This is a genomic window from Microvirga arsenatis, assembly GCF_009910705.1.
GTDB lineage: Bacteria > Pseudomonadota > Alphaproteobacteria > Rhizobiales > Beijerinckiaceae > Microvirga > Microvirga arsenatis.
This window is the reverse complement of record NZ_JAAAXJ010000002.1, coordinates 263,187-283,982: the sequence shown is the minus strand read 5'-3', so window position 1 is coordinate 283,982 and position 20,796 is coordinate 263,187. Positions and strand designations below refer to the sequence as shown.

General features: G+C 68.0%; 16 protein-coding genes. 11 read left to right on the top strand and 5 right to left on the bottom strand.

The window, feature by feature from the left end:
* Positions 1-154: 154 nt before the first annotated feature.
* Positions 155-1,387, bottom strand: coding sequence for an argininosuccinate synthase (locus GR303_RS04590; RefSeq protein ID WP_161721182.1), 1,233 nt, complete (start codon positions 1,385-1,387; stop codon positions 155-157).
* Positions 1,388-1,520: 133 nt separating this feature from the next.
* Here GR303_RS04590 and GR303_RS04585 point away from each other — a divergent pair, with 133 nt between their 5' ends.
* The 11 genes from GR303_RS04585 to GR303_RS04535 all read left to right on the top strand — a co-directional run bounded on the left by GR303_RS04585 (position 1,521) and on the right by GR303_RS04535 (position 12,854).
* Positions 1,521-2,153 carry a 2-hydroxychromene-2-carboxylate isomerase gene (locus GR303_RS04585; RefSeq protein ID WP_161721183.1) on the top strand — a complete coding sequence of 211 codons (633 nt, stop codon included), beginning with the start codon at positions 1,521-1,523 and terminating at the stop codon, positions 2,151-2,153.
* Between the two features lie 285 nt (positions 2,154-2,438).
* On the top strand, positions 2,439-4,139 hold the full coding sequence (gene rpsA / locus GR303_RS04580; protein ID WP_161721184.1) for a 30S ribosomal protein S1: 1,701 nt from the start codon (positions 2,439-2,441) through the stop codon (positions 4,137-4,139).
* A 584-nt stretch (positions 4,140-4,723) separates the two neighbouring features.
* Positions 4,724-5,689 (top strand): signal peptide peptidase SppA, encoded by a 966-nt coding sequence (gene sppA / locus GR303_RS04575; RefSeq protein ID WP_161721185.1) that lies wholly within the window; start codon positions 4,724-4,726, stop codon positions 5,687-5,689.
* A 26-nt stretch (positions 5,690-5,715) separates the two neighbouring features.
* Positions 5,716-6,030 (top strand): integration host factor subunit beta, encoded by a 315-nt coding sequence (ihfB, locus tag GR303_RS04570; RefSeq protein ID WP_161721186.1) that lies wholly within the window; start codon positions 5,716-5,718, stop codon positions 6,028-6,030.
* A 30-nt stretch (positions 6,031-6,060) separates the two neighbouring features.
* A complete protein-coding gene (locus tag GR303_RS04565) occupies positions 6,061-6,414 on the top strand; it encodes a lipopolysaccharide assembly protein LapA domain-containing protein (protein WP_161721187.1) in 354 nt (117 codons plus the stop codon).
* A gap of 61 nt (positions 6,415-6,475) precedes the next feature.
* Positions 6,476-7,423, top strand: a complete 948-nt coding sequence (gene lhpI / locus GR303_RS04560) for a bifunctional Delta(1)-pyrroline-2-carboxylate/Delta(1)-piperideine-2-carboxylate reductase (protein WP_161721188.1) — start codon at positions 6,476-6,478, stop codon at positions 7,421-7,423.
* A 10-nt stretch (positions 7,424-7,433) separates the two neighbouring features.
* Positions 7,434-8,096: a phosphoribosylanthranilate isomerase gene (locus GR303_RS04555; protein WP_161721189.1), complete on the top strand. Its 663-nt coding sequence runs from the start codon at positions 7,434-7,436 to the stop codon at positions 8,094-8,096.
* Between the two features lie 59 nt (positions 8,097-8,155).
* Positions 8,156-9,376, top strand: coding sequence for a tryptophan synthase subunit beta (gene trpB, locus GR303_RS04550; protein WP_161721190.1), 1,221 nt, complete (start codon positions 8,156-8,158; stop codon positions 9,374-9,376).
* A 184-nt stretch (positions 9,377-9,560) separates the two neighbouring features.
* The gene (trpA, locus tag GR303_RS04545) at positions 9,561-10,400 is read left to right on the top strand and encodes a tryptophan synthase subunit alpha (RefSeq protein WP_161721191.1); all 840 of its coding nucleotides are present in this window, start codon (positions 9,561-9,563) and stop codon (positions 10,398-10,400) included.
* Positions 10,401-10,556: 156 nt separating this feature from the next.
* Positions 10,557-11,456, top strand: a complete 900-nt coding sequence (gene accD / locus GR303_RS04540) for an acetyl-CoA carboxylase, carboxyltransferase subunit beta (RefSeq protein WP_161721192.1) — start codon at positions 10,557-10,559, stop codon at positions 11,454-11,456.
* 72 nt (positions 11,457-11,528) lie between these two features.
* Positions 11,529-12,854 (top strand): bifunctional folylpolyglutamate synthase/dihydrofolate synthase, encoded by a 1,326-nt coding sequence (locus tag GR303_RS04535; RefSeq protein ID WP_161721193.1) that lies wholly within the window; start codon positions 11,529-11,531, stop codon positions 12,852-12,854.
* Positions 12,855-12,965: 111 nt separating this feature from the next.
* On the opposite strand, the gene trxA is transcribed toward GR303_RS04535, so the two are convergent.
* From trxA to GR303_RS04515, 4 genes are all read right to left on the bottom strand, one after another.
* Positions 12,966-13,286 carry a thioredoxin gene (gene trxA, locus GR303_RS04530; protein WP_161721194.1) on the bottom strand — a complete coding sequence of 107 codons (321 nt, stop codon included), beginning with the start codon at positions 13,284-13,286 and terminating at the stop codon, positions 12,966-12,968.
* Between the two features lie 102 nt (positions 13,287-13,388).
* Entirely contained in the window at positions 13,389-16,826 is a 3,438-nt protein-coding gene (gene addA / locus GR303_RS04525) for a double-strand break repair helicase AddA (RefSeq protein WP_161721195.1), read from the bottom strand.
* Complete coding sequence (gene addB / locus GR303_RS04520; protein WP_246205242.1) at positions 16,823-19,996, bottom strand: double-strand break repair protein AddB; 3,174 nt, start codon at positions 19,994-19,996, stop codon at positions 16,823-16,825. Before addB ends, addA begins: the two co-directional genes overlap by 4 nt.
* A gap of 60 nt (positions 19,997-20,056) precedes the next feature.
* Entirely contained in the window at positions 20,057-20,791 is a 735-nt protein-coding gene (locus tag GR303_RS04515) for a nucleotidyltransferase family protein (RefSeq protein WP_161721197.1), read from the bottom strand.
* Positions 20,792-20,796: the final 5 nt, after the last annotated feature.

The following is a 20,796-nucleotide window of genomic DNA, read 5'->3' as shown; positions in this document are numbered from 1 at the left end:
TCAGTATCGGTCCTGGGCTATGCCGCAACGTTGAGTTTCCAGAGCTTTCCAGGTTCTGATGTGACATTATGTCCGGCGCGCCATGGAAGAAATGCAATGGCCATCCTCTCGGTCGAGAGGATGGCCATTGCTGGTCGAAACGATCCGGTGCCTCTTACAGCCCCAGCTTCTTCTTCCGCTGGGCCAGGGTGCGCAAGCGCAGGGCGTTAAGCTTGATGAAGCCGGCGGCGTCGCGGTGGTCGTAGGCCACGGCGCCTTCCTCGAAGGTCACGAGGTCCTGGTCGTAGAGGGTGTAGGGGCTCTGGCGGCCGATGAGGTGGACGCCGCCCTTGTAGAGCTTGAGCGTCACCTCGCCGGTGACGAATTCCTGGCTCTTGTCGATCATCGCCTGCAGCATCTCGCGCTCCGGCGAGAACCAGAAGCCGTTGTAGATGAGCTCGGCGTATTTCGGCATGAGCTCGTCCTTCAGATGCGCCGCGCCGCGATCGAGGGTGATCGACTCGATGCCGCGGTGGGCCAGATGCAGGATCGTGCCCCCGGGCGTCTCGTACATGCCGCGGCTCTTCATGCCGACGAAGCGGTTTTCCACGAGGTCGAGACGGCCGATGCCGTTGATGCGGCCGAGCTCGTTGAGCTTGGCGAGGAGGTCCGCCGGGCCCATCCGCTTCCCGTCGATGGCGACCGGGTCGCCCTTCTCGAACTCGATCCTGATGACGGTCGGCGTGTCGGGCGCGGTCTCGGGATCGTTGGTGCGCGAATAGACGTAGTCCGGAACCTCCATGGCCGGGTCCTCCAGCACCTTGCCCTCTGAAGACGCGTGCAGGAGGTTGGCGTCGACGGAGAAGGGGGCCTCGCCGCGCTTGTCCTTGGCGATGGGGATCTGGTGGGCCTCGGCGAAGGCGATGAGCTGCTCGCGGGAGCGCAAATCCCATTCGCGCCAGGGGGCGATCACGGTAACGTCGGGCTTCAGGGCGTAGTAGCCGAGCTCGAAGCGCACCTGGTCGTTGCCCTTGCCGGTGGCGCCGTGCGCCACCGCGTCCGCGCCCACCTTCTCGGCGATCTCGATCTGCTTCTTGGCGATCAGCGGCCGGGCGATGGAGGTGCCGAGCAGATACAGGCCCTCGTACTGGGCGTTCGCCCGGAACATGGGGAACACGTAGTCGCGCACGAACTCGTCGCGCAGATCCTCGATGAAGATGTTTTCGGGCTTGATGCCGAGAAGCTCGGCCTTCTTGCGGGCGGGCTCCAGCTCCTCGCCCTGGCCGAGATCGGCGGTGAAGGTCACCACCTCGCAGCCATAGGTGGTCTGCAGCCACTTGAGGATGATGGAGGTGTCGAGGCCGCCGGAATAGGCGAGCACGACCTTGTTCACGCGCTTCTCAGCCATAGCAAGGGTTCCGATGATAAGGATGCCAGCGACTTAAAACGGAAGCCTTGGCCGCGCAATGGGGGCAGGCCCGTTCAGGTGACAGCGGGGCGAATTTTGGCAAGAATGGCCGCTCCTCCGGCCGGAGATCGCCATGGCCCGCCCCAGTCTCGAGTTCTGGTACGAGTTCGCCTCCACCTATTCCTACCTCTCCGCCATGCGGATCGAGGCGCTGGCCGAGGCGGCGGGGGTGGAGATCCGCTGGCGGCCCTTCCTGCTGGGGCCCATCTTCGCCGCCCAGGGCTGGACCACCTCTCCCTTCAACCTCTACCCGGCCAAAGGGCGCTACATGTGGCGGGACATGCAGCGCGAGGCCGCGCGCCTGGGGCTGCCCTGCCGGCAGCCCGACCCCTTCCCGCAGAACGGCCTGCTCGCCGCCCGCGTCGCGCTCCTGGGGGCGGATCATCCCTGGGGTCCCACCTTCACCAAGGCGGTCTACCGGGCCGAGTTCGGCGAGGGGCGCCCGATCTCGGATCCGGCCACGATCCGGACGGTCCTGGCCGATCTCGGCCTCGACGCCGAGGCGATCCTGCTCCGTGCGGGGGAGGAGGCCAACAAGGCCGCCCTCAAGGCCCGGACCGAGGAGGCCATGGCCCGCGGCATCTTCGGCGCCCCGACCTTCATCGCGCCGGACGGGGAGATGTTCTGGGGCAACGACCGGCTGGAGCGGGCGCTGGAATGGGCGGCCCGGCCCGAGCAGGGCGTCCCCGATGCGGCAACGGCTTGAAAGCCTTGTGATCCAAGGCCATTTGGGATAAAGGAACGCTCATCCGACAGACATTGACGGTGTGCTGTGTTCGAGGGTGCGGTTGACGCGCCCTACAGGCGTTCCGCTAAGGTCTTGACGATACAAGCGTTTCCATCCGCCGACGATACGCCGGCCTGCTCCGTGGAGCAGCACGCCTTGGACATGGCCCTGGAGGGGCGTCTGAAGGCGGCGGCGGCTGGAAACGGCCCGTTAACACGAGCCGCCGGCGTTGCCCCTATGAACGAGGGCCATTCAGGAGAACCTATGTCTGCAGCTTTGCAACAGCCGAGCCGTGAAGATTTCGCGGCCCTGCTCGAAGAATCCTTCCGCACCTCCGAGATCAGCGAAGGCTCGGTCGTGAAGGGCAAGGTGGTCGCGATCGAGAAGGACGTCGCGGTCATCGATATCGGCGCCAAGACTGAAGGTCGCGTCGCTCTGAAAGAATTTGCCGGCCCGAACCGCGACCAGACGGTCAATGTCGGTGACGAGGTCGAGGTCTATGTCGAGCGCATCGAGAATGCGCTGGGCGAGGCCGTCATCTCCCGTGACAAGGCCCGCCGCGAAGAGTCGTGGGTGAAGCTCGAGAAGGCCTTCGAGGCCGGCGAGCGCGTCAACGGCACCATCTTCAACCAGGTGAAGGGCGGCTACACCGTCGACCTCGACGGCGCCGTGGCGTTCCTGCCGCGCTCCCAGGTCGACATCCGCCCGGTGCGCGACGTCACCCCGCTCATGGGCGTGTCCCAGCCGTTCCAGATCCTCAAGATGGACCGCCGCCGCGGCAACATCGTCGTGTCGCGCCGCACGGTCCTCGAGGAGAGCCGCGCCGAGCAGCGTTCCGAGCTCGTGGCGAACCTCGAAGAGGGTCAGGTCATCGACGGCGTGGTCAAGAACATCACCGAGTACGGTGCGTTCGTCGACCTCGGCGGCATCGACGGCCTGCTGCACGTCACCGACATGGCATGGCGCCGCGTCAACCATCCGTCCGAGGTCGTCACCATCGGCCAGACGGTGAAGGTGAAGATCATCAAGATCAACCACGAGACGCACCGCATCTCGCTGGGCATCAAGCAGCTGCTCGCCGATCCGTGGGAGGGCATCGCCGCCCGCTACCCGGTGAACGCCAAGCTGAAGGGCCGCGTCACGAACATCACCGATTACGGTGCGTTCGTCGAGCTCGAGCCCGGCATCGAAGGCCTGATCCACGTCTCCGAGATGTCCTGGACGAAGAAGAACGTCCACCCCGGCAAGATCATCTCCACCTCCCAGGAGGTCGAGGTCGTGATCCTCGAGGTCGATCAGGTGAAGCGCCGCATCTCGCTCGGCCTGAAGCAGACGCTCCAGAACCCGTGGGAGGCCTTCGCCGAGAAGCACCCGGTCGGCTCGGTCGTCGAGGGCGAGGTGAAGAACAAGACCGAGTTCGGTCTCTTCATCGGCCTCGAGAACGACGTGGACGGCATGGTTCACCTCTCCGATCTCGACTGGAACCGTCCGGGCGAGCAGGTCATCGACGAGTTCAAGAAGGGCGACGTCGTGCGCGCTCAGGTTCTCGACGTGGACGTGGAGAAGGAGCGCATCTCGCTCGGCATCAAGCAGCTGGCGGGCGATCCCTTCGCCGAGGCCGGAGAGCTCAAGAAGGGCCAGATCGTCACCTGCGAGGTTCTCGAGGTGAAGGATTCCGGCCTGGAGGTGAAGATCGTCGACACCGACCTCACCACCTTCATCAAGCGCTCCGAGCTTGCTCGCGACCGCGCCGACCAGCGCCCCGAGCGCTTCGCCGCCGGCGAGAAGTTCGATGCCCGCGTCACGCAGTTCGACCGCAAGGCCCGCCGCGTCACCGTCTCCATCAAGGCCCTCGAGGTCGCTGAGGAGAAGGAGGCCATGGCCCAGTACGGCTCGACCGATTCCGGCGCGTCGCTCGGCGACATCCTCGGCGCGGCCCTGAAGGCCCGCACCGACAAGAAGTAATCGGGCTCGCAAGAGCTTGGATGGGATCCCCGGGCCGAAAGCCCGGGGATTTTTGTTTGAGCGTTCGGAGGCAGCTGACCTCTTTTCCCTCCCCCTTGCGGGGAGGGGTTAGGGGTGGGGGTGGTGCGACCGGGTGAGACGTTTGCGTCATGGCCGGGCCTGTCCCGGCCATCCCGATGCTGTGAGGTGCGGCTCTTCTCGGATCGGGATCGCCGGCGCGAGGCCGGTGATGACGTGGAGGGAAGGGCCTCGCCGATATCCACCGAGCGCAGCGCTCCGACCCTCCGACCCCCACCCTCCATCCCTCCCCGCACGGAGGAGGGAAGATCGCCTGTCGCCCGCGCGGGTTTTTTGTTGGCCGTCTCTCTTGCCGCCCTATCTGGCTTCGCAGCGCATCGTGCGGAACCGGAGGTCCGCGTCAGCGAAAAGTCGACCCGGTTTTCCGCATAAAGCGATGCGCTATCTAAGGAATTGAGCATCGGGTGAATCCCAAAAGTGGTTTCCACTTTTGGGCCCGATACTCTAGGGTGCTCCCCCTCGCACCCGGTGCGAACCAAGCCGAGACGATTTCGAGAGACGAACCGATGTCCATCGATGCCGAAGCCATTGCCGACCGCCGCCGCCTGCGCCGCAAGCTGTCCTTCTGGCGGGTGGCGGGATTCTCAGGGTTGATCGCCGCCGTGGCCGCCATCGGCTATGCCGCCGCCGACCGGGCGGGCTACGGCACGATCCAGAACCAGATCGCGCGCATCTCCATCGACGGGGTGATCACCGGCAACCAGCGCCTCGCCGACCTCATGCGCCGGGTGGGCGATTCGAGCGCGGTTTCGGGCGTGGTGATCTCCATCAACAGCCCCGGCGGCACCACGACGGGCTCGGAGGAGCTCTTCCGCAACATCCGTCGCCTCGCCGAGAAGAAGCCCGTCGTCACCTTCGTGGACGGCACGGCGGCCTCCGGCGGCTACATCACGGCGCTGGCCTCCGACTACATCGTGGCCCGCGAGACCTCCATCGTGGGCTCCATCGGCGTGCTCTTCCAGTATCCGGACCTCACCGGCCTCATGGGCCAGATCGGCGTGAAGGTGGAGGCGGTGAAGTCCGCGCCGCTGAAGGCCGAGCCGAACCCCTTCACCCCGACCTCGCCCGAGGCCCGCGCGGCCATGCAGGCGGTGGTCAACGACACCTACGACTGGTTCAAGAACCTGGTGCGCGAGCGCCGGCGCCTCAACGAGGGCGAGCTCGCCGCCGCCTCCACGGGTCAGGTGTTCAGCGGCCGCCAGGCCGTGCCGCTCAAGCTCGTGGACCGGATCGGCAGCGAGCGCGATGCGGTGGCCTGGCTCGAGCGGGAGAAGGGCGTTCCCAGGGATCTGCCGGTTCGCGACTGGAAGCCGAGCTCCGACCGGGATCTGTCGGTCTTCGCCATGAGCGCCGCCGTGGCGGACCTCTTCGGCTTCGAGAGGGCGGCCGAGGCGCTGCGCAGAACCTCGGCCCAGGCCGAGATCGCACAGCTTGACGGCCTCCTGGCTGTCTGGCAACCTTTGGAAAAATAAAGCAACGTCAAAGATATAGCTCATCCATGATCAAGTCCGAACTGGTGCTCAAGATCGCTGAGCAGAACCCGCATCTCTATCAGCGCGACGTGGAGAAGATCGTGAATGCGATCCTCGACACCATCGCCGACGCCCTGGCGCGCGGCGACCGGGTGGAGCTGCGCGGATTCGGCGCGTTCTCGGTGAAGAAGCGGGATGCCCGCACCGGCCGCAACCCGCGCACGGGCGAAGCCGTTTCCATCTCCGAAAAAGTCGTTCCCGTCTTCAAGACCGGCAAGGAAATGCGCCAGCGGCTCAACGCGCCGGCCCCCAAGGTGCTGAAGGCGGCAGCCAACCAGTAACGCTTGTCCAGTAACGCTTGCGAGGTGTTCGTGATTCGCTTCCTGAAGGCGCTGATTCTCCTGCCGGTGGCCATCCTGGTCGTTCTGCTCGCGGTGGCGAACCGGGCTCCGGTGACCCTGTCCCTCGACCCGTTCTCCGAAGGAACGCCGGAAATCGCCACCCAAGCCCCCCTCTTCGCCGTGATCTTCGCGGCGGTGATGCTGGGCGTGGTGATCGGCGGCACCGCGACCTGGCTTGCCCAGGGCAAGAACCGCCGGACGCGCCGGGAGCTGAAGCGCGAGACCCGGCAGCTGCGCTACGAGACCGAGCGCCTCAAGGCGCAGACCGCCTCCTCGACCACCCTGCCGGCGACCGTGTCCTCCGCCCAGGCCCGCGGCCTCTAACCGGACGTGCCGGCCGGTGCCTTCCGGCCCGCCCGATGCCTCTCCAGCCAGGGACCCTCCCATGCGCGTCGTGACCTCCGCCGAGATCGACCGGGTTCTCGCCTTTCCCGCCCTGATCGAGGCGCTCGCCGAGGCCTTTTGCGGGGATATGGTCACGCCTGTCCGCCACCACCATGAGATCGAGAGGCCGGGCGCCGACGGCACGCTCCTGCTCATGCCGTCCTGGACCGGACCCGCGATGCGGGACGGCTTCCTCGGCGTGAAGGTGGTCACGGTCTTTCCGGAGAACGGGGCGAGGAGCCTGCCCAGCGTCATGGGCTCCTACCTGCTCATGGACGGAGCCACCGGCGCGCCCATGGCGGTGCTCGACGGCACGCGCCTCACGGTCTGGCGCACGGCCGCCGCCTCGGCGCTGGCGGCGCGCGCCCTCGCCCGCGCGGATGCAAGCCGCATGGTGATGGTGGGAGCCGGCGCGCTGGCGCCTTTCCTCATCCGTGCTCACATGAGCCAGCGGCCGATTCGCGAGGTGGCGCTCTGGAACCATCGCCCCGAGAAGGCCGAGGCCCTGGCCGCCGAGCTGCAGGCGGAGGGCCTGCCCGTCACGAGCGTGACGGATCTGGAGGCGGCCGTGCGCGCCGCCGATCTCGTCTCCTGCGCCACGCTTTCGACCGCTCCCATCGTCAAGGGCGCTTGGCTGAAGGAGGGGTCCCATCTCGACCTGGTGGGGGCCTTCAACCTGAAGATGCGCGAGGCCGATGACGAGGCCCTGCGCCGGGCGCAGGTCTATATCGACACGCCGGCGGCCAGGACCGAGGGCGGGGACGTGGCGGTGGCCCTGCAAAGGGGCGCCATCGCAGAGTGCCATGTGCGCGGCACCCTCGCGGACCTGTGCCGCACTCCGCCCCACCGCATCCCCTCCGCCATCACGGCCTTCAAGTCGGTGGGCACGGCGCTGGAGGATCTGGCTGCGGCGATGCTGGTGTGGCGCTCGCTGCAAAAAGCGGTGTAGACTACCTCTCATGGATATCCTGGTGAAGATCTGCGGGCTCTCGACGCCCGAAACCCTTGAGGCCGCCCTCGGCGCCGGCGCGGATTTCGTCGGCTTCGTGCGCTATCCCAAGAGCCCCCGCCACGTGAGCCTGGATCTCGGCCACAAGCTCTCCCTGCAGGCCAGGGGGCGCGCCCGGCGCGTCGTCCTCCTGGTGGATCCGACGGACGAGGCCATCGCCCAGGCCGTGGAGGCGATCAATCCGGACCTGATCCAGCTGCATGGGAGCGAGAGCCCGCAGCGGGTGGCCGAGATCCGCTCCATGGTCAAGCGGCCGGTGATGAAGGCGGTCGGCATCGCCGAGCCCTCGGATCTCCAGGCGCTGACCCCCTATGCCGACGGCGTCGACCATATCCTGCTCGATGCCAAGCCGCCCCGCACGGGCCAGGCGCTTCCCGGCGGCAACGGGATCTCCTTCGACTGGCGTCTTCTCGACGGGCTTGACCGCAAGCTTTCCTTCATGCTGTCAGGGGGCCTCAACCCCGACAACGTGGCGGAGGCCATCCGGCTCACGAAGCCGAAGGCGGTCGACGTCTCGTCCGGGGTGGAAAGCGGGCCGGGCCTCAAGGATCCGGCGCGGATCGAGGCCTTCATCAGGGCCGCCCGGACAGCATTCGCTGCTGCCCGTCACTAGAGTCAAGGCGGCACGGTTCCTTCCAGGGCGTGCCGCGCATCCTGAAGGCAGGACAGGCCGTGTCAGCTCAAGCCCAACCCAATTCCTTCCGCACCGGTCCCGACGAGCGCGGACATTTCGGCCCCTTCGGCGGCCGCTTCGTCGCCGAGACCCTGATGCCGAACATCCTGGAGCTGGAAAAGGCCTACGAGGAGGCGAGGAACGATCCGGCCTTCCATGCGGAGATGGCCTATTTCTCCACGCATTACATCGGCCGTCCGAGCCCCCTCTACTTCGCCGAGCGCATGACCGAGCATCTCGGGGGCGCGAAAATCTACTTCAAGCGCGAAGAGCTGAACCATACCGGCGCGCACAAGGTGAACAACGTGCTGGGCCAGATCCTGCTGGCCCGCCGCATGGGCAAGAAGCGCATCATCGCCGAAACCGGCGCGGGCCAGCACGGGGTCGCCACGGCCACGCTCTGCGCCCGCTTCGGGCTGGAATGCATCGTCTACATGGGCGCGGTCGACGTGGAGCGGCAGAAGCCCAACGTGTTCCGCATGAACATGCTCGGCGCCAAGGTGGTGCCGGTGCAGTCCGGCACCCGGACCCTCAAGGATGCCATGAACGAGGCCCTGCGCGACTGGGTCACGAATGTCGCCGACACCTTCTACTGCATCGGCACCGTGGCGGGCCCGCACCCCTATCCGGCCATGGTGCGCGACTTCCAGTGCGTCATCGGCAACGAGACCCGCGAGCAGATGCTGGAGGCGGAGGGCCGCCTGCCGGACTCGCTCGTCGCCTGCATCGGCGGCGGCTCCAACGCCATCGGCCTGTTCCACCCCTTCCTCGACGACAAGAGCGTGGAGATCTACGGCGTCGAGGCGGCGGGCCACGGGCTGCACAGCCTCCACGCCGCCTCCCTCACGGGCGGCCGCCCCGGCGTGCTCCACGGCAACCGCACCTACCTGCTCATGAACCGGGACGGGCAGATCGCCGACGCCCATTCGATCTCCGCCGGCCTCGACTATCCCGGCATCGGGCCGGAACATGCCTGGCTGCACGAGATGGGCCGGGTGACCTACATCTCCGCCACCGACCAGGAAGCGCTCGACGCCTTCCAGCTCTGCTCGCGGCTCGAGGGCATCCTGCCTGCGCTCGAGCCCAGCCATGCGCTCGCCAAGGTGATCGAGATCGCGCCCAAGAAGCCCAAGGATCACCTGATGGTGGTCAACATCTCAGGCCGCGGCGACAAGGACCTGTTCCAGATCGCGGAGCATTTGGGCAGCCAGATCGTTTGAGGCTAGGCGCAACCCAAGCCCTCCTCCCCCTTGTGGGGAGGAGTTGGAGGAGGGGGGTGTTGGCGCCAGACCTTGGTAGGCTATCGCTCACACCCCCACCCCGACCCTCCCCACAAGGGGGAGGGGATCAGACTGCCGGCTGGCAGGTTCCGAACTCCCTAGGCACATGCTAAAGACGCAGCCCATGACCCAACGCATCGAAGCCCGCTTCCAAAAATGCCGCGCCGAAGGCCGTGCCGCCCTCGTCACCTACATCATGGCGGGCGACCCGGATCCCGAGACTTCGCTGGAAATCCTCAAAAGCCTGCCGAAGGCCGGGGCCGACATCGTCGAGTTCGGGCTGCCCTTCACCGACCCGATGGCCGACGGCCCGGCGATCCAGGCGGCGGGCCTGCGGGCGCTGAAGGGGGGGCAGGATACGGTCAAGACCCTCGATCTCATCCGCCGCTTCCGGGCCGAGGACGCCGAGACGCCCGTGATCCTCATGGGTTATTTCAATCCGATCTACGTCTACGGCGTCGACCGCTTCCTCGCGGATGCCAGGGAAGCCGGCGTCGACGGCCTGATCGTGGTCGACCTGCCGCCGGAAGAGGACGACGAGCTCTGCCTGCCGGCGCTGAAGGCCGGCCTGGCCTTCATCCGGCTTGCCACCCCGACCACCGACGACAAGCGCCTGCCGGCGGTGCTCGAGAACACGGCGGGCTTCGTCTATTACGTCTCGATCACCGGCATCACCGGTGCGGCGACCCCGGATTTCGGCAAGGTCGCCACCGCCGTGGAGCGGATCAAGCGCCATACGCCCCTTCCCGTCGTGGTGGGCTTCGGCGTGAAGAGCGGGGCGCATGCGGCTGCGGTGGCGCAGGGCGCCGACGGCGTCGTGGTGGGCTCGGCCCTCATCGATGCGCTCAAAGGAACCCTCGATGCGGAGGATCGCGCAACGGCAGGCACCGTCGAGGCGGTCACGAAGCTGGTGAAGGAATTGAGCGAGGGCGTGCGCTCGGTGGCAAAACGCGCGGCGGCCTAATACATAGACCATGAGCCCTTGTCCCGGGGAGCCTGCGCAGCAGGCCTCTCGGAGGAGGGTCGAGAGAGCACGGGAGACGCCCTGATCCTTCGAGACGGCCTGACGGCCTCCTCGGGACGAGGGCTTCCGGGATGCTCCTGACAGGAAGGTAAACCGATGAACTGGATTTCCGAAGTCGTCCGTCCGAAGATCAAGACGCTCTTCAAGCGCGAGACGCCGGACAATCTCTGGATCAAGTGCCCGGAGACGGGGCAGGTGGTGTTCCACAAGGACGTGGAGGCGAACCAGTGGGTGATCCCCGGCTCCAACCACCACATGCGCATCTCCGCCACCCAGCGCCTGCAGCTCATGTTCGACAACGGAACCTGGCTCGACGTGGCGCTGCCCGAGGTGGCCGTCGATCCGCTGAAGTTCCGTGACGAGAAGCGCTACATCGACCGCCTGAAGGACGCCCGCGCCAAGACCGGTCAGCAGGACGCGTTCAAGGTGGGCTTCGGCCGGGTCGAGGACCTGCCGATGACGATCGCCGTGCAGGATTTCGGCTTCATGGGCGGCTCGCTCGGCATGGCGGCGGGCGAGGCCTTCATCAAGGGCGCCGAGACGGCCCTCGAAAAGAGGACTCCTTACGTGCTCTTCGCCGGCTCCGGCGGCGCGCGCATGCAGGAGGGCATCCTCTCCCTCATGCAGATGCCCCGCACCACGGTGGCGGTGCGCCGCCTGCGCGAGGCGAAGCTTCCCTACATCGTCGTGCTCACGAACCCGACCACGGGCGGCGTGACGGCTTCCTACGCGATGCTCGGCGACGTGCATCTCGCCGAGCCCGGCGCGCTCATCGGCTTTGCCGGCCCGCGGGTGATCGAGCAGACCATCCGCGAGAAGCTGCCCGACGGCTTCCAGCGCTCCGAGTACCTGAAGGAGCACGGCATGGTGGACGCGGTCGTGCACCGCCACGACCTGAAGGCGACCATCGCCCGCCTGTCGCGCCTCTTCACCAAGGCGCCGGCATCGAGCGGTGCCGCCGCCCCGGCCGGGATCACGGCTGCGGCCGCCGAATAACGATTTTTGTCGTCGCATGATCTTGCCGAAAAGCCGGTTCCCACTTTTTCGGATCATGCCTGGAGCAGGGCGATGGATTCCTCCGATGCGCTGATCGCGCGCTTTCTCGCCCTGCATCCCAAGACCATCGACCTGTCGCTCGGGCGCATCCAGCGTCTGCTCGCCCGGCTCGGCCACCCGGAGCGGCGCCTGCCGCCCACGATCCATGTGGCCGGCACCAACGGCAAGGGCTCGACCATCGCCTTCATGCGGGCGATCCTGGAGAGCGCGGGGCTCGCCGTCCACGTCTATACCTCGCCCCACCTCGTGCGCTTCCACGAGCGCATCCGGCTCGGGCGCTTCGGCGGCGGGCACTACGTGACCGAGGACCGGCTGGTGGAGGCTTTCCGGCGCTGCGAGGCGGTGAATGCGGGCGAGCCCATCACGGTGTTCGAGATCACCACCGCCGCCGCCCTGCTGATCTTCGCCGAGGAGCCCGCCGACGTGCTGCTGCTCGAGGTGGGCCTGGGCGGACGCTGCGACGCCACCAACGTGATCGACAGGCCCGCCGCGGCCGTGGTCACCTCCATCGGCCACGACCACGCGGAATATCTCGGCACGACCCTTGAGGCGATCGCCAGGGAAAAGGCGGGGATCTTCAAGCGCGGCTGCCCGGCCGTCATTGCGCCCCAGGACTATCTGGAGGCCGACCGGACCCTGCGCGAGGAGGCGGAGCGTCTCGGCGCATCTCCCATCGTCGTCGGCCAGCAGGATTTCTCCGTGCACGAGGAGGGCGGGCGCCTCGTCTACCAGGACGAGCGGGGCCTGTTGGACCTGCCGCGCCCGAAACTCATCGGCCGCCACCAGTTCACCAATGCCGGCACGGCCATTGCGGCGCTTCGCGCCGCCGGCTTCGAAGGGTTCGAGACGTCGGCCTTCGAGGCGGGGCTCACCCGCGCCGAATGGCCGGGCCGCCTGCAGCGCCTCAACCGCGGGCGCCTGCCGGAGGTCGCGCCGGCCGGCTGCGAGATCTGGCTCGACGGCGGTCACAATCCCGATGGCGGCCGGGTGCTCGCCGCCGCCATGGCGGACCAGAGCGAGCGGGCGGATGCGCCCCTCGTGCTGATCGCCGGCATGCTCGGCACCAAGGATTCCCAGGCCTTCTTCAAGAATTTCTCGGGGCTGGCCCGCGAGGTGATCGCCGTGCCGATCTCGGGCCAGATCGCCGCGCGCCCGGCGGAGGAGGTCGCTTCCATCGCGGCCAGCGTCGGGCTCACCACCTCGACGGCGCCCAGCGTCGAAACGGCCCTCGCCTCGCTCCACAACTACGTCTGGGACCGCCCGCCCCGCGTGCTGATCTGCGGCTCGCTCTATCTGGCCGGCGAGGTGCTGGCGGCGAACGGAACGCTGCCGGAGTAACGCTTCAATGGTGGTCATCCCGGATCTCCGCTGCGCTCCGTCCGGGATGACGATGCTCAAAAGAAAAGGGGCCCTTCGGCCCCTTTGCATTTCTTCGAAACCTGGACGGACTTAAGCCGAAGCCTGGATCCAGCGGGAGAGCTCGCCCTTGGGGGCGGCGCCGACCTTCTGGGCGACGACCTTGCCGCCCTTGAACATCATGAGCGCCGGAATCGAGCGGATGCCGAGCTGGGAGGAGATCTGCGGGTTCTCGTCCACGTTGAGCTTGGCGATCTTCACCTTGCCGGCCATCTCATCGGAAATCTCCTCCAGAGCCGGGCCGATCATGCGGCAGGGGCCGCACCATTCGGCCCAGAAATCGACCACGACGGGCTCGGAGGATTGCAGGACGTCCTGCGCGAAGCTCGCGTCGGTTACCTTCACGGTCGCCATCACATCACCTTTGACTTTGAGCGCGACTCGGGTCGCGAGCCGCTCGACGATAGGGCCAAGGTAAGAACCGGCGGGAGGGGAATCAAGCAAGGGCGCCCGTCCTCACGCCGCTTTGATGAGGGTAAGTGCCGATTCCAGCTCCGGTTCCATGAGCTCGTGGATCACCGGCCCCGCTGTCCAGACCAGGAAGGTGCGGATCCTCCTTCCCGGATAGATCTCGGCGAGCAGGGTCCGGTAGAGGGCGAGCTGCGCCACGTAGGAGCGGGGAGGCGGCTGGCCCGGGCGAGGCGGGCGGGCGGTGGTCTTGAAATCCGCCACCAGCACCTCGGTGTCGAGCACCGCCAGACGGTCGATCTGACCCGAGACCATGATCTCGCCCTCGGCCGTGCGCACGCGCCCGGCAATCGGCGCCTCGGCCCGCGAATGCTTGCCGAACAGGGGTTTCAGGTCCGGATGGTCGAGGACGCCCAAGGCATTGGCCAGGATCGATTCCCGCAGATCGCCCGCAAGACGCGGGGCGCGGGCCTTCACGTAAGCCCGCGCCATGCTCTCCCGGTGCTCCGGGGCCAGTGCCGGCAGGCGCTCCAGCAGGGCGTGGACCAGGGTGCCGCGTAAGCGTGCCTCGGGCGCATAGGGGCCGTCGCCGGGGCGCGTCATACGGTCGGCGGCGCCGAGCGCGCTGGAGGGTCGAATCGGAGGCAGGGGCTCCGGCTCCGGCGGGGCCGCCGTCGTCAGCCAGTCCGGCACGGCGATGGGATCGAGGGGGGCCACGTCCGATTCGGCAGCGAGCGTGCGCGCGAGCGGCGAGCCTTCGCGCCAGACTGCGATCTGCCCATAGGGAGCCTCGTCCAGCTCCAGGCCGCCGGCCTTCTCGACGAGGCCGTGGCGGATCATCTCGCACCAGGCCTCCTGGGGCGATTCCTTCTTGCCCGTGAGATAGGGCGCGATCACCAGCCGGTCCTTGGCGCGGGTCATGGCCACGTAGAGCAGGCGGTTGTGCTCCTCGCGGCCCTTGGCGTGCAGAAGCTCGCGGGCCTGCGCCATGATGTTGGAATCGGAGTTCTTGCCCGGAGCCCAGACCGGGATCGCATCGCCCGACTGCGCTTGCAGCTGCAGCAGCGGCGGATCCTTGCCCAGCACCTCGCAGCCGTCGATGAGCACGACCACGGGCGCCTCCAGGCCCTTGGCTCCGTGCACGGTCATCACGCGCACCTCGTCGTTCACGGAATCGAGGTCGCGCTTGATGGTGTGGGAGGCGGATTCGAAGCGGGTGAGGAAATAGCTGAGAGACGGCGTCTCCGTCATCTCCGACTGGTGCGCGAAGCACAGGAAGGCGTCGATGGCGTCGCCCGCCTCGCTCCCCAGCCGCGCCACCAGCAGCGAGCGCCCGCCGCGGGGGCCAAGCAGGGTGGCGAAGAAGCCGAAGGGTCCGTGGATGCGCGCGAGCTCGCGCCAGGCGGCGAGCGCCTCGCATCCGCGTCTCGCCTTCGCGTCGCCGGCCTCCGCATGACGCGTCAGTGCCGCATGAAGCGATTCCTCGTCGGCGCGGCCGGCCGCGATGCGGATGAGATCGTCGTCGGTGAGGCCGACGAGCGGGGACTTCAATGCGGTGGCGAGCGTCAGGTCGTCGTCCGGCAGCAGCGCCGCGCGGCCCGCCGCCACGAGATCGAGCACGGCAATGTGCTCGCCGATATTGAGCCGGTCCGCGCCCGCCACCGGCACGCCCGCCTCCTTCAGCGCGCGGATCACCGCCTCAAAGGCCGCACCGCGCTTGCGCACCAGCACGAGAACGTCGCCGGCCTTCCACACGCGGCCGGTCTCGTCGCCCCGGGTGGTCCAGCATTTCACGGCCTGCGCGATGCGCCGCGCCACCACGACAGGAGGGGATTGCCGCTCGGGCTCGTCCAGCGGCAGCACCCAGGCCTCCGGCTCCTCTTCTTCGGCGGGCGTTTCCACCGGCCATAATTCCACCCGGCCCGGCGCATGGGGGCGTGCGCTCTCGTGCACGGTGCCCACCGCCTTGTCCTCGAAGGAGAGGCCCTTGAAGTGCCGGTCGACGGCGAAGGTGGCGTCCACCGCCGAGAGCACGGCCTTGGCGGAGCGGAACGACATGGTGAGCGATACGTCCTCGAAGGCGAGCTTCGCCTCGCGCACCTTCCTCGACCAGTCGCGCCGGGTTTTCTCGAACTCGTGCGGCGCGGCGCCTTGGAAGCCGTAGATCGACTGCTTGGGATCGCCCACGGCAAAGAGCGTGCGCACGCGATGGTCCGCGGATCCCGCGCCCGACGTGAAATCCTCCGTGATCCGGCGCAGGATCTCCCATTGTTCCGGGTTCGTGTCCTGCGCCTCGTCGATCAGCACGTGGTCGATGCCGCGGTCGAGCTTGTAGAGCACCCAGGCGGTGTCGCCGCGGGAGAGCAGCGCGAGCGTCTTGTCGATGAGGTCCTGGAAGTCGAGCGCGCCGAGGCGCATCTTCGCCTGCTCGACGCGGGTGTGGATCTCGGCCGCGAGGGCGAACAGCGCCGTCGTGCGCTCGGCGGCGCGGGCGGCCTTGCGCCTGTCGATGAGACTCCAGATCCGGCTCTGCTCGTCGAGAAGACGCTGCTTCAAGGCAGGATCGACGGATTTGGTGACGAGGCGCGATTCCGCGCGCGGAGTCCCATCCGATTCCTTCAGGAAGACAGCCAGATAATGTTTGAGCTTCTCATCCGGATCCTGGGCTTCGGCCGCGGCGATGAAGGATGCCGCACGCTCCTGATCGGTGGCCTTGCCCTGCAGCAACTCCTGCGCGATGGCAGGCCACTCCTCCGGCTTGAGGCCGCCTTCCAGCATCGTGCGCTCGATGGTCTCGAGCGTCTCGTGCGGCCCTAATCCAAGCTCCCGGCGCAGACGTGCCGGGCCGGTGGGATCGTGCAGGAACGCTTTGCATTTCAAGGCTGCATTGATCGCTGCGCTGAGCGCATCGCCCACCGCGTCGACGCTGATGACGTCGAGCGCTTCGGCGAGTTCCGGAAAATCGCCGCTCGCCGCATCCGCCATGACGTTCGCGGTGGCCTGCGCCAGCATCTCCTCCGTCTGGCTCTCGTCGAGCACGGCGAAACGCGCGGGCACGTTGGCCTCGAAGGGCACGAGGTGCAGGAGGCGCTCGCAGAACGCATGGATGGTGTCGATCTTGAGCCCGCCCGGCGTCTCCACCGCGCGGGCGAAGAGCGTGCGCGCGAGCTTCACCTGCTTGCGCGTCGGCTTCTCGCCCTCCAGCTCCGTCAGCTCCGCGACGAGGCTTTCCTCGTCCATCGTCACCCAGCGGCCCAGGCGCTCGAAGACGCGGATCGCCATGTTGGCGGCGGCGGCCTTGGTGAAGGTCAGGCATAGAATCCGCCCCGGCGGCGAACCGCTCAGCAGCAGGCGCACGACGCGGTCGGTGAGCACCTTGGTCTTGCCGGCGCCCGCATTGGCCGACACCCAGGCGGAAGCACGAGGATTCGCGGCGCGGCGCTGCGCCTGCCTCGTGTAGTCCGGAATGACGAGATCGGTGCTCATTCGAAGCCCTCGCCGCCGCCCGCGCTCGCCAGCGACCATTCCTTCACGCGGGCCAGATGGTCGTATTCCGAGAAGCGGCGTGCATATTTCGGGAAGGGACGCGACACGTAAGCCGCCTCGCCCTTGGCAAAGCGCGCGATCAGGCCCTCGAAGCGACGGCGATGCTCCTCGACGATCTCCGCAACGGAGCGCTCCTCTCCCCGTCCGGGCTTGATCTCGCGCGGATCGATCGGCGTGCGCCCGCCGGTGGTGTGCACGTAGATCAGGTCCGGCGTCTCCTTCGCCGCGGCCAAGCCCTCGAACGCGCCCTTCATCAGCATCACGGCCTCCAGCGTCAGCTGCGGCGAGAAGCCGGCATAGACCTCTTTCACGCCAGGCGGCTGGCCCGTCTTGAAGTCGATGATGGCGAAGCCGCCGTCGCGGCGCTGCTCGATACGGTCGGCGCGGGCGCGCAAGGTGAAGACCGTGCCGTCCGGCAGGGGGATCGCGAGCCGGCCGTAGCGCTCCGCATGGACCTCGACCAGACCGGGGCGCCGCGCCTGCTCCCACACCACGAATTCGGTGGCGAGCCGCGTGAAGCGCGGCCACCATTCCGCATAAAGCTCAGGGTAGGCTTCGGCGATGTCCGCGAAGGCTTCGGTGCCGAGCGCGAGCAGGATTTCCTGCGCGTGAGCCGGAAGAGCCTTCGGATACCGCTCTGCAAACGTGCCGAGCACGTTGTGAATGATCGTGCCGCGCTCCGCCGCGCTCGGCGTGACCGCGATTGCGTCGAGCGCGTCGAGCTTGAGGATGTGGCGCGCGAAGATCGAGTAGGGATCGCGCACCAGCGTCTCGATCTCCGTGACGCTCAAGCTACGCGGGAAGAGGGATGGATCGGGCTGCGGCCGCGGGCGCGGCAGCGGCGGCGCAGGCTCCGGCGTGTCGAGGGTGCGCGCAAGGCGGCGGTAGATGTCGCCGGCCTTCGTCATCCGCTTCCACACCTCCTCGCCGGTGAAGGCCTTGAGCCGCTGCAGGAAGCGCGAGGGCACCATGGGCGAGCCGTCCCGCTTTTGCGCGCGCGTGATCACCACGTCGGGGGTGCCGAGCGCCTGCACGAAATCGTGCGCCGTCTGGCCGATGCGCCGCTCCGGCGGCATCAGGCCGACGCGCGCGCGCATCGGCCGGTTGAGGAAGGCATCCGTCACCGTGCGCGGCGGCCAGGTGCCCTCGTCCAGCCCGCCGAGCACCACGCGGTCGACGGAGAGAAGGCGCGCCTCCAGCAGGCCGAGGATCTTCAGGCGCCGATGGGTCGAGCGCGGCGAGGGGCTCAAGGAGCGTTGCTTGGCGAGCGCGGTGAAGAAGGTGGGATAATCGACGAAGCGTCCCGCAAGGGGATGCCCTTCCTCTTCGCGGATGTCCGAGTGCTCCAGATCGTCGAAGAGCGCGGCGAGCGCTTCCCTGGAGGCTTCGCCGTCCTGCTCCTGCTCATCGTCGGGACCGGCCCAGAGCCCCTCGACGGCCCGGCGGTGGTGCTCCACCAGAGCCATGAGATCGAGCTTGTCCTCGCCGTGAACGGCGGGCGTGAAGGTCTCGAAGACGGTGCCGAGACGCCGGAGCAGATCGTCCGCGAGGTCCCAATCGGCTTCGGTCAGGCGCCGGAGCGGGCGCGGCGCGCGCATGTTGTTCTCGGCCCGGCGGCACGCCAGCGCCGCGCGGATGCCCTCGATGCCGAGCGCGGGTGCAGGCCCGCGCAGCACGCCGATCTCGAGCACGCTCGCCGCATGCTCGACGGTTTCCCGCGCAAGGCCGAGGCGCACGAGCGGGTGCGCGAGCAGCGCGAGCAGGCGCGCGGGCCGCAGGTCGTCGGCGGCAGCCTCCGCCGCGAGCCTTGCGAGGCGCCCGGCGGGGGTGTCGGAGAGCGGGATGCCGGCGGAATCCTCGATCGAAAGGCCCCAGCGGGCGAGTTCCGCGGTGACGCGCGCAGCGAGCGCGCGATCGGGGGTCACGAGGGCTGCGGTCCTTCCCGGTCGAGCGATGGTCTCGCGCAGCGCGATCGCGATGGCGAGGGCCTCCTCGCGCTCATCCATGGCCTCGACGATGGCGAGGCCCTGGCAGCCCTCCCGGCTCAAGCCGGCGCGGTCCTCCGGCGCGATCAGCGCCCAGCAATCGGTGGTGTCCGCCGGGCGAAGGGCCTCGGAGAGAAGGCGATTGCGGGCTCTTGCCGCCTCCGGCAGATCGCCCAGCACGGTGACGGCGGAGCGCGGGATGCGCAGGTGCCGGTCGAGGAGGCGCCGCAGCGAGGCCTGCGGGTGGCTGTGCACCGGATCGCTCTCGTCGTCGCCGTGGCCGCCGATGGTAAGCCAGCTCTCCTCGTCGAGATCCGTGTCGAGGCCGGGCAGCACGATGGCGCCCCTCGGCAGACGCGCGATCACGCCCATGAGGTTCGCGGTGGCGGGCACGGAGCCCGTCGATCCTGCGACGATGATCGGATGCTCCGGCCGCTCGCGGGCAAGCCGCCGCGCCTCCGCTTCGAGCAGGGCGTTGCGCCGCTGCGCCGGGTCGCTCGCCTGCCGCTCGGCGAGGATCTTCGGCCAGTTCTCGCTCGCGATCTGCACGAAGTGGCGGGTGATCTCGAAATAGGTCGAGTAGTCGGAATCCACCGCCAGCTCGAGGGCGTGCCAGTCGATGCCCTCCGTGGTGAAGGCATCCATCAGGGTTTCGAGATCGCCCGCGAGATTCACCGCGTCCGCCGGCGAGGCGGGCACCATGAAGGGCACCTCCGGTCCGAGCTGCAGGAGCGCGCGGTCCACTTCCGCCGACCAGCGCTGCACGAGCCGGGTGAGGATGAGCCGGCGCTCCAGGGGCGGGATCGGGGGCTTGAGGCTCGCGGCCTCCTGAAGCGGCGTGCCTTCGAGCCCCGTCAGCTCGAACTCGGCCTCGTCGGTTTCTCCCAGAGGCACAATGCGCGGCAGGAGCTGCGCCCGGCCGTCGCCGCGCTCGGCGAGGAGCGCGATCAGGGCGCGGGTGGCGCGGCGGTTGGGAACGTAGATCGTGGTGTCGGCAAGCGCCGCGGGGTCATCCGGCAGCGGGCCCACGAGGCGGCCGTCGAACAGCGCGTCCACCAGGGTCGGCAGGAAGGCGCAACCCGGAGGAATGGAAAACACGCGCGGCGAAGTCTTTGAAATATGCATGACCTGATCGGAAAACCGGTTCCCACTTTTCCGGGTCATGCTGCTCGCCACCTCACACTCTCACTGCTTGCTGGCGGCGAGGCATCTCTCGGCCTCGGCGATCGCCTGCGGCTCTCCAACATGCAGCCACTGGCCCTCCATGCACAAGCCGTAGAGGCGGTCCCTGGCGATGGCGCGGTCGTAGAAGGCGTTGGCGGAGAAGGCTCCGTCAGGCGTGCCCTGGACGAGCTCCGGCTTCACGATGGCTACGCCCGCATAGGCGAAAGGAGCGCTGTCGTCGCTTCCGCGCCGGCGCAGGCGGCCGTCCTCATGCCGGTGGAAATCGCCGCGGCCCTCGAATCCGATGCTTGTGGATAACGGGGCCACCAGCATCAGGATGTCCATCCGTTCCGGGTCCCAGGCCCGAACCAGGCGCTTGAGATTGGGCTCGCTGCCCTCGATCCAGAGCGAATCGGAATTGAAGGTGATGAAGGGCTCGTCGCCCAGAAGCGGCAGCGCCTTCCTCACGCCGCCGCCCGTTTCGAGAAGCTCCGCGCGTTCGTCGGAGATGACGATGCGCGGCGTCTCGCGGGTCCTCAAGTGCGCCTCGAGCATGTCGGCGAAGTGGTGCACGTTCACCACCACCGTCTCGATGCCGGCCTCGTGCAGCTTGTCGAGGGCGAAGTCGATGAGGCTGCGGCCTCCCACCTTCACGAGCGGCTTCGGCATGGTGGCCGTGATCGGCAGCATGCGCTTGCCCAGTCCTGCAGCGAGAACGATGGCTTTGCGGGGCGCGCGCGGAGAGGTCTGGGACAAGGATC

Coding starts and splice junctions, on each gene's coding strand:
- GR303_RS04590 (WP_161721182.1), bottom strand. CDS start 1,387: ATGGCTGAGAAGCGCGTGAACAAGGTCGTGCTCGCCTATTCCGGCGGC.
- GR303_RS04585 (WP_161721183.1), top strand. CDS start 1,521: ATGGCCCGCCCCAGTCTCGAGTTCTGGTACGAGTTCGCCTCCACCTAT.
- rpsA (WP_161721184.1), top strand. CDS start 2,439: ATGTCTGCAGCTTTGCAACAGCCGAGCCGTGAAGATTTCGCGGCCCTG.
- sppA (WP_161721185.1), top strand. CDS start 4,724: ATGTCCATCGATGCCGAAGCCATTGCCGACCGCCGCCGCCTGCGCCGC.
- ihfB (WP_161721186.1), top strand. CDS start 5,716: ATGATCAAGTCCGAACTGGTGCTCAAGATCGCTGAGCAGAACCCGCAT.
- lhpI (WP_161721188.1), top strand. CDS start 6,476: ATGCGCGTCGTGACCTCCGCCGAGATCGACCGGGTTCTCGCCTTTCCC.
- GR303_RS04555 (WP_161721189.1), top strand. CDS start 7,434: ATGGATATCCTGGTGAAGATCTGCGGGCTCTCGACGCCCGAAACCCTT.
- trpA (WP_161721191.1), top strand. CDS start 9,561: ATGACCCAACGCATCGAAGCCCGCTTCCAAAAATGCCGCGCCGAAGGC.
- accD (WP_161721192.1), top strand. CDS start 10,557: ATGAACTGGATTTCCGAAGTCGTCCGTCCGAAGATCAAGACGCTCTTC.
- GR303_RS04535 (WP_161721193.1), top strand. CDS start 11,529: ATGGATTCCTCCGATGCGCTGATCGCGCGCTTTCTCGCCCTGCATCCC.
- trxA (WP_161721194.1), bottom strand. CDS start 13,286: ATGGCGACCGTGAAGGTAACCGACGCGAGCTTCGCGCAGGACGTCCTG.
- addA (WP_161721195.1), bottom strand. CDS start 16,826: ATGAGCACCGATCTCGTCATTCCGGACTACACGAGGCAGGCGCAGCGC.
- addB (WP_246205242.1), bottom strand. CDS start 19,996: ATGCATATTTCAAAGACTTCGCCGCGCGTGTTTTCCATTCCTCCGGGT.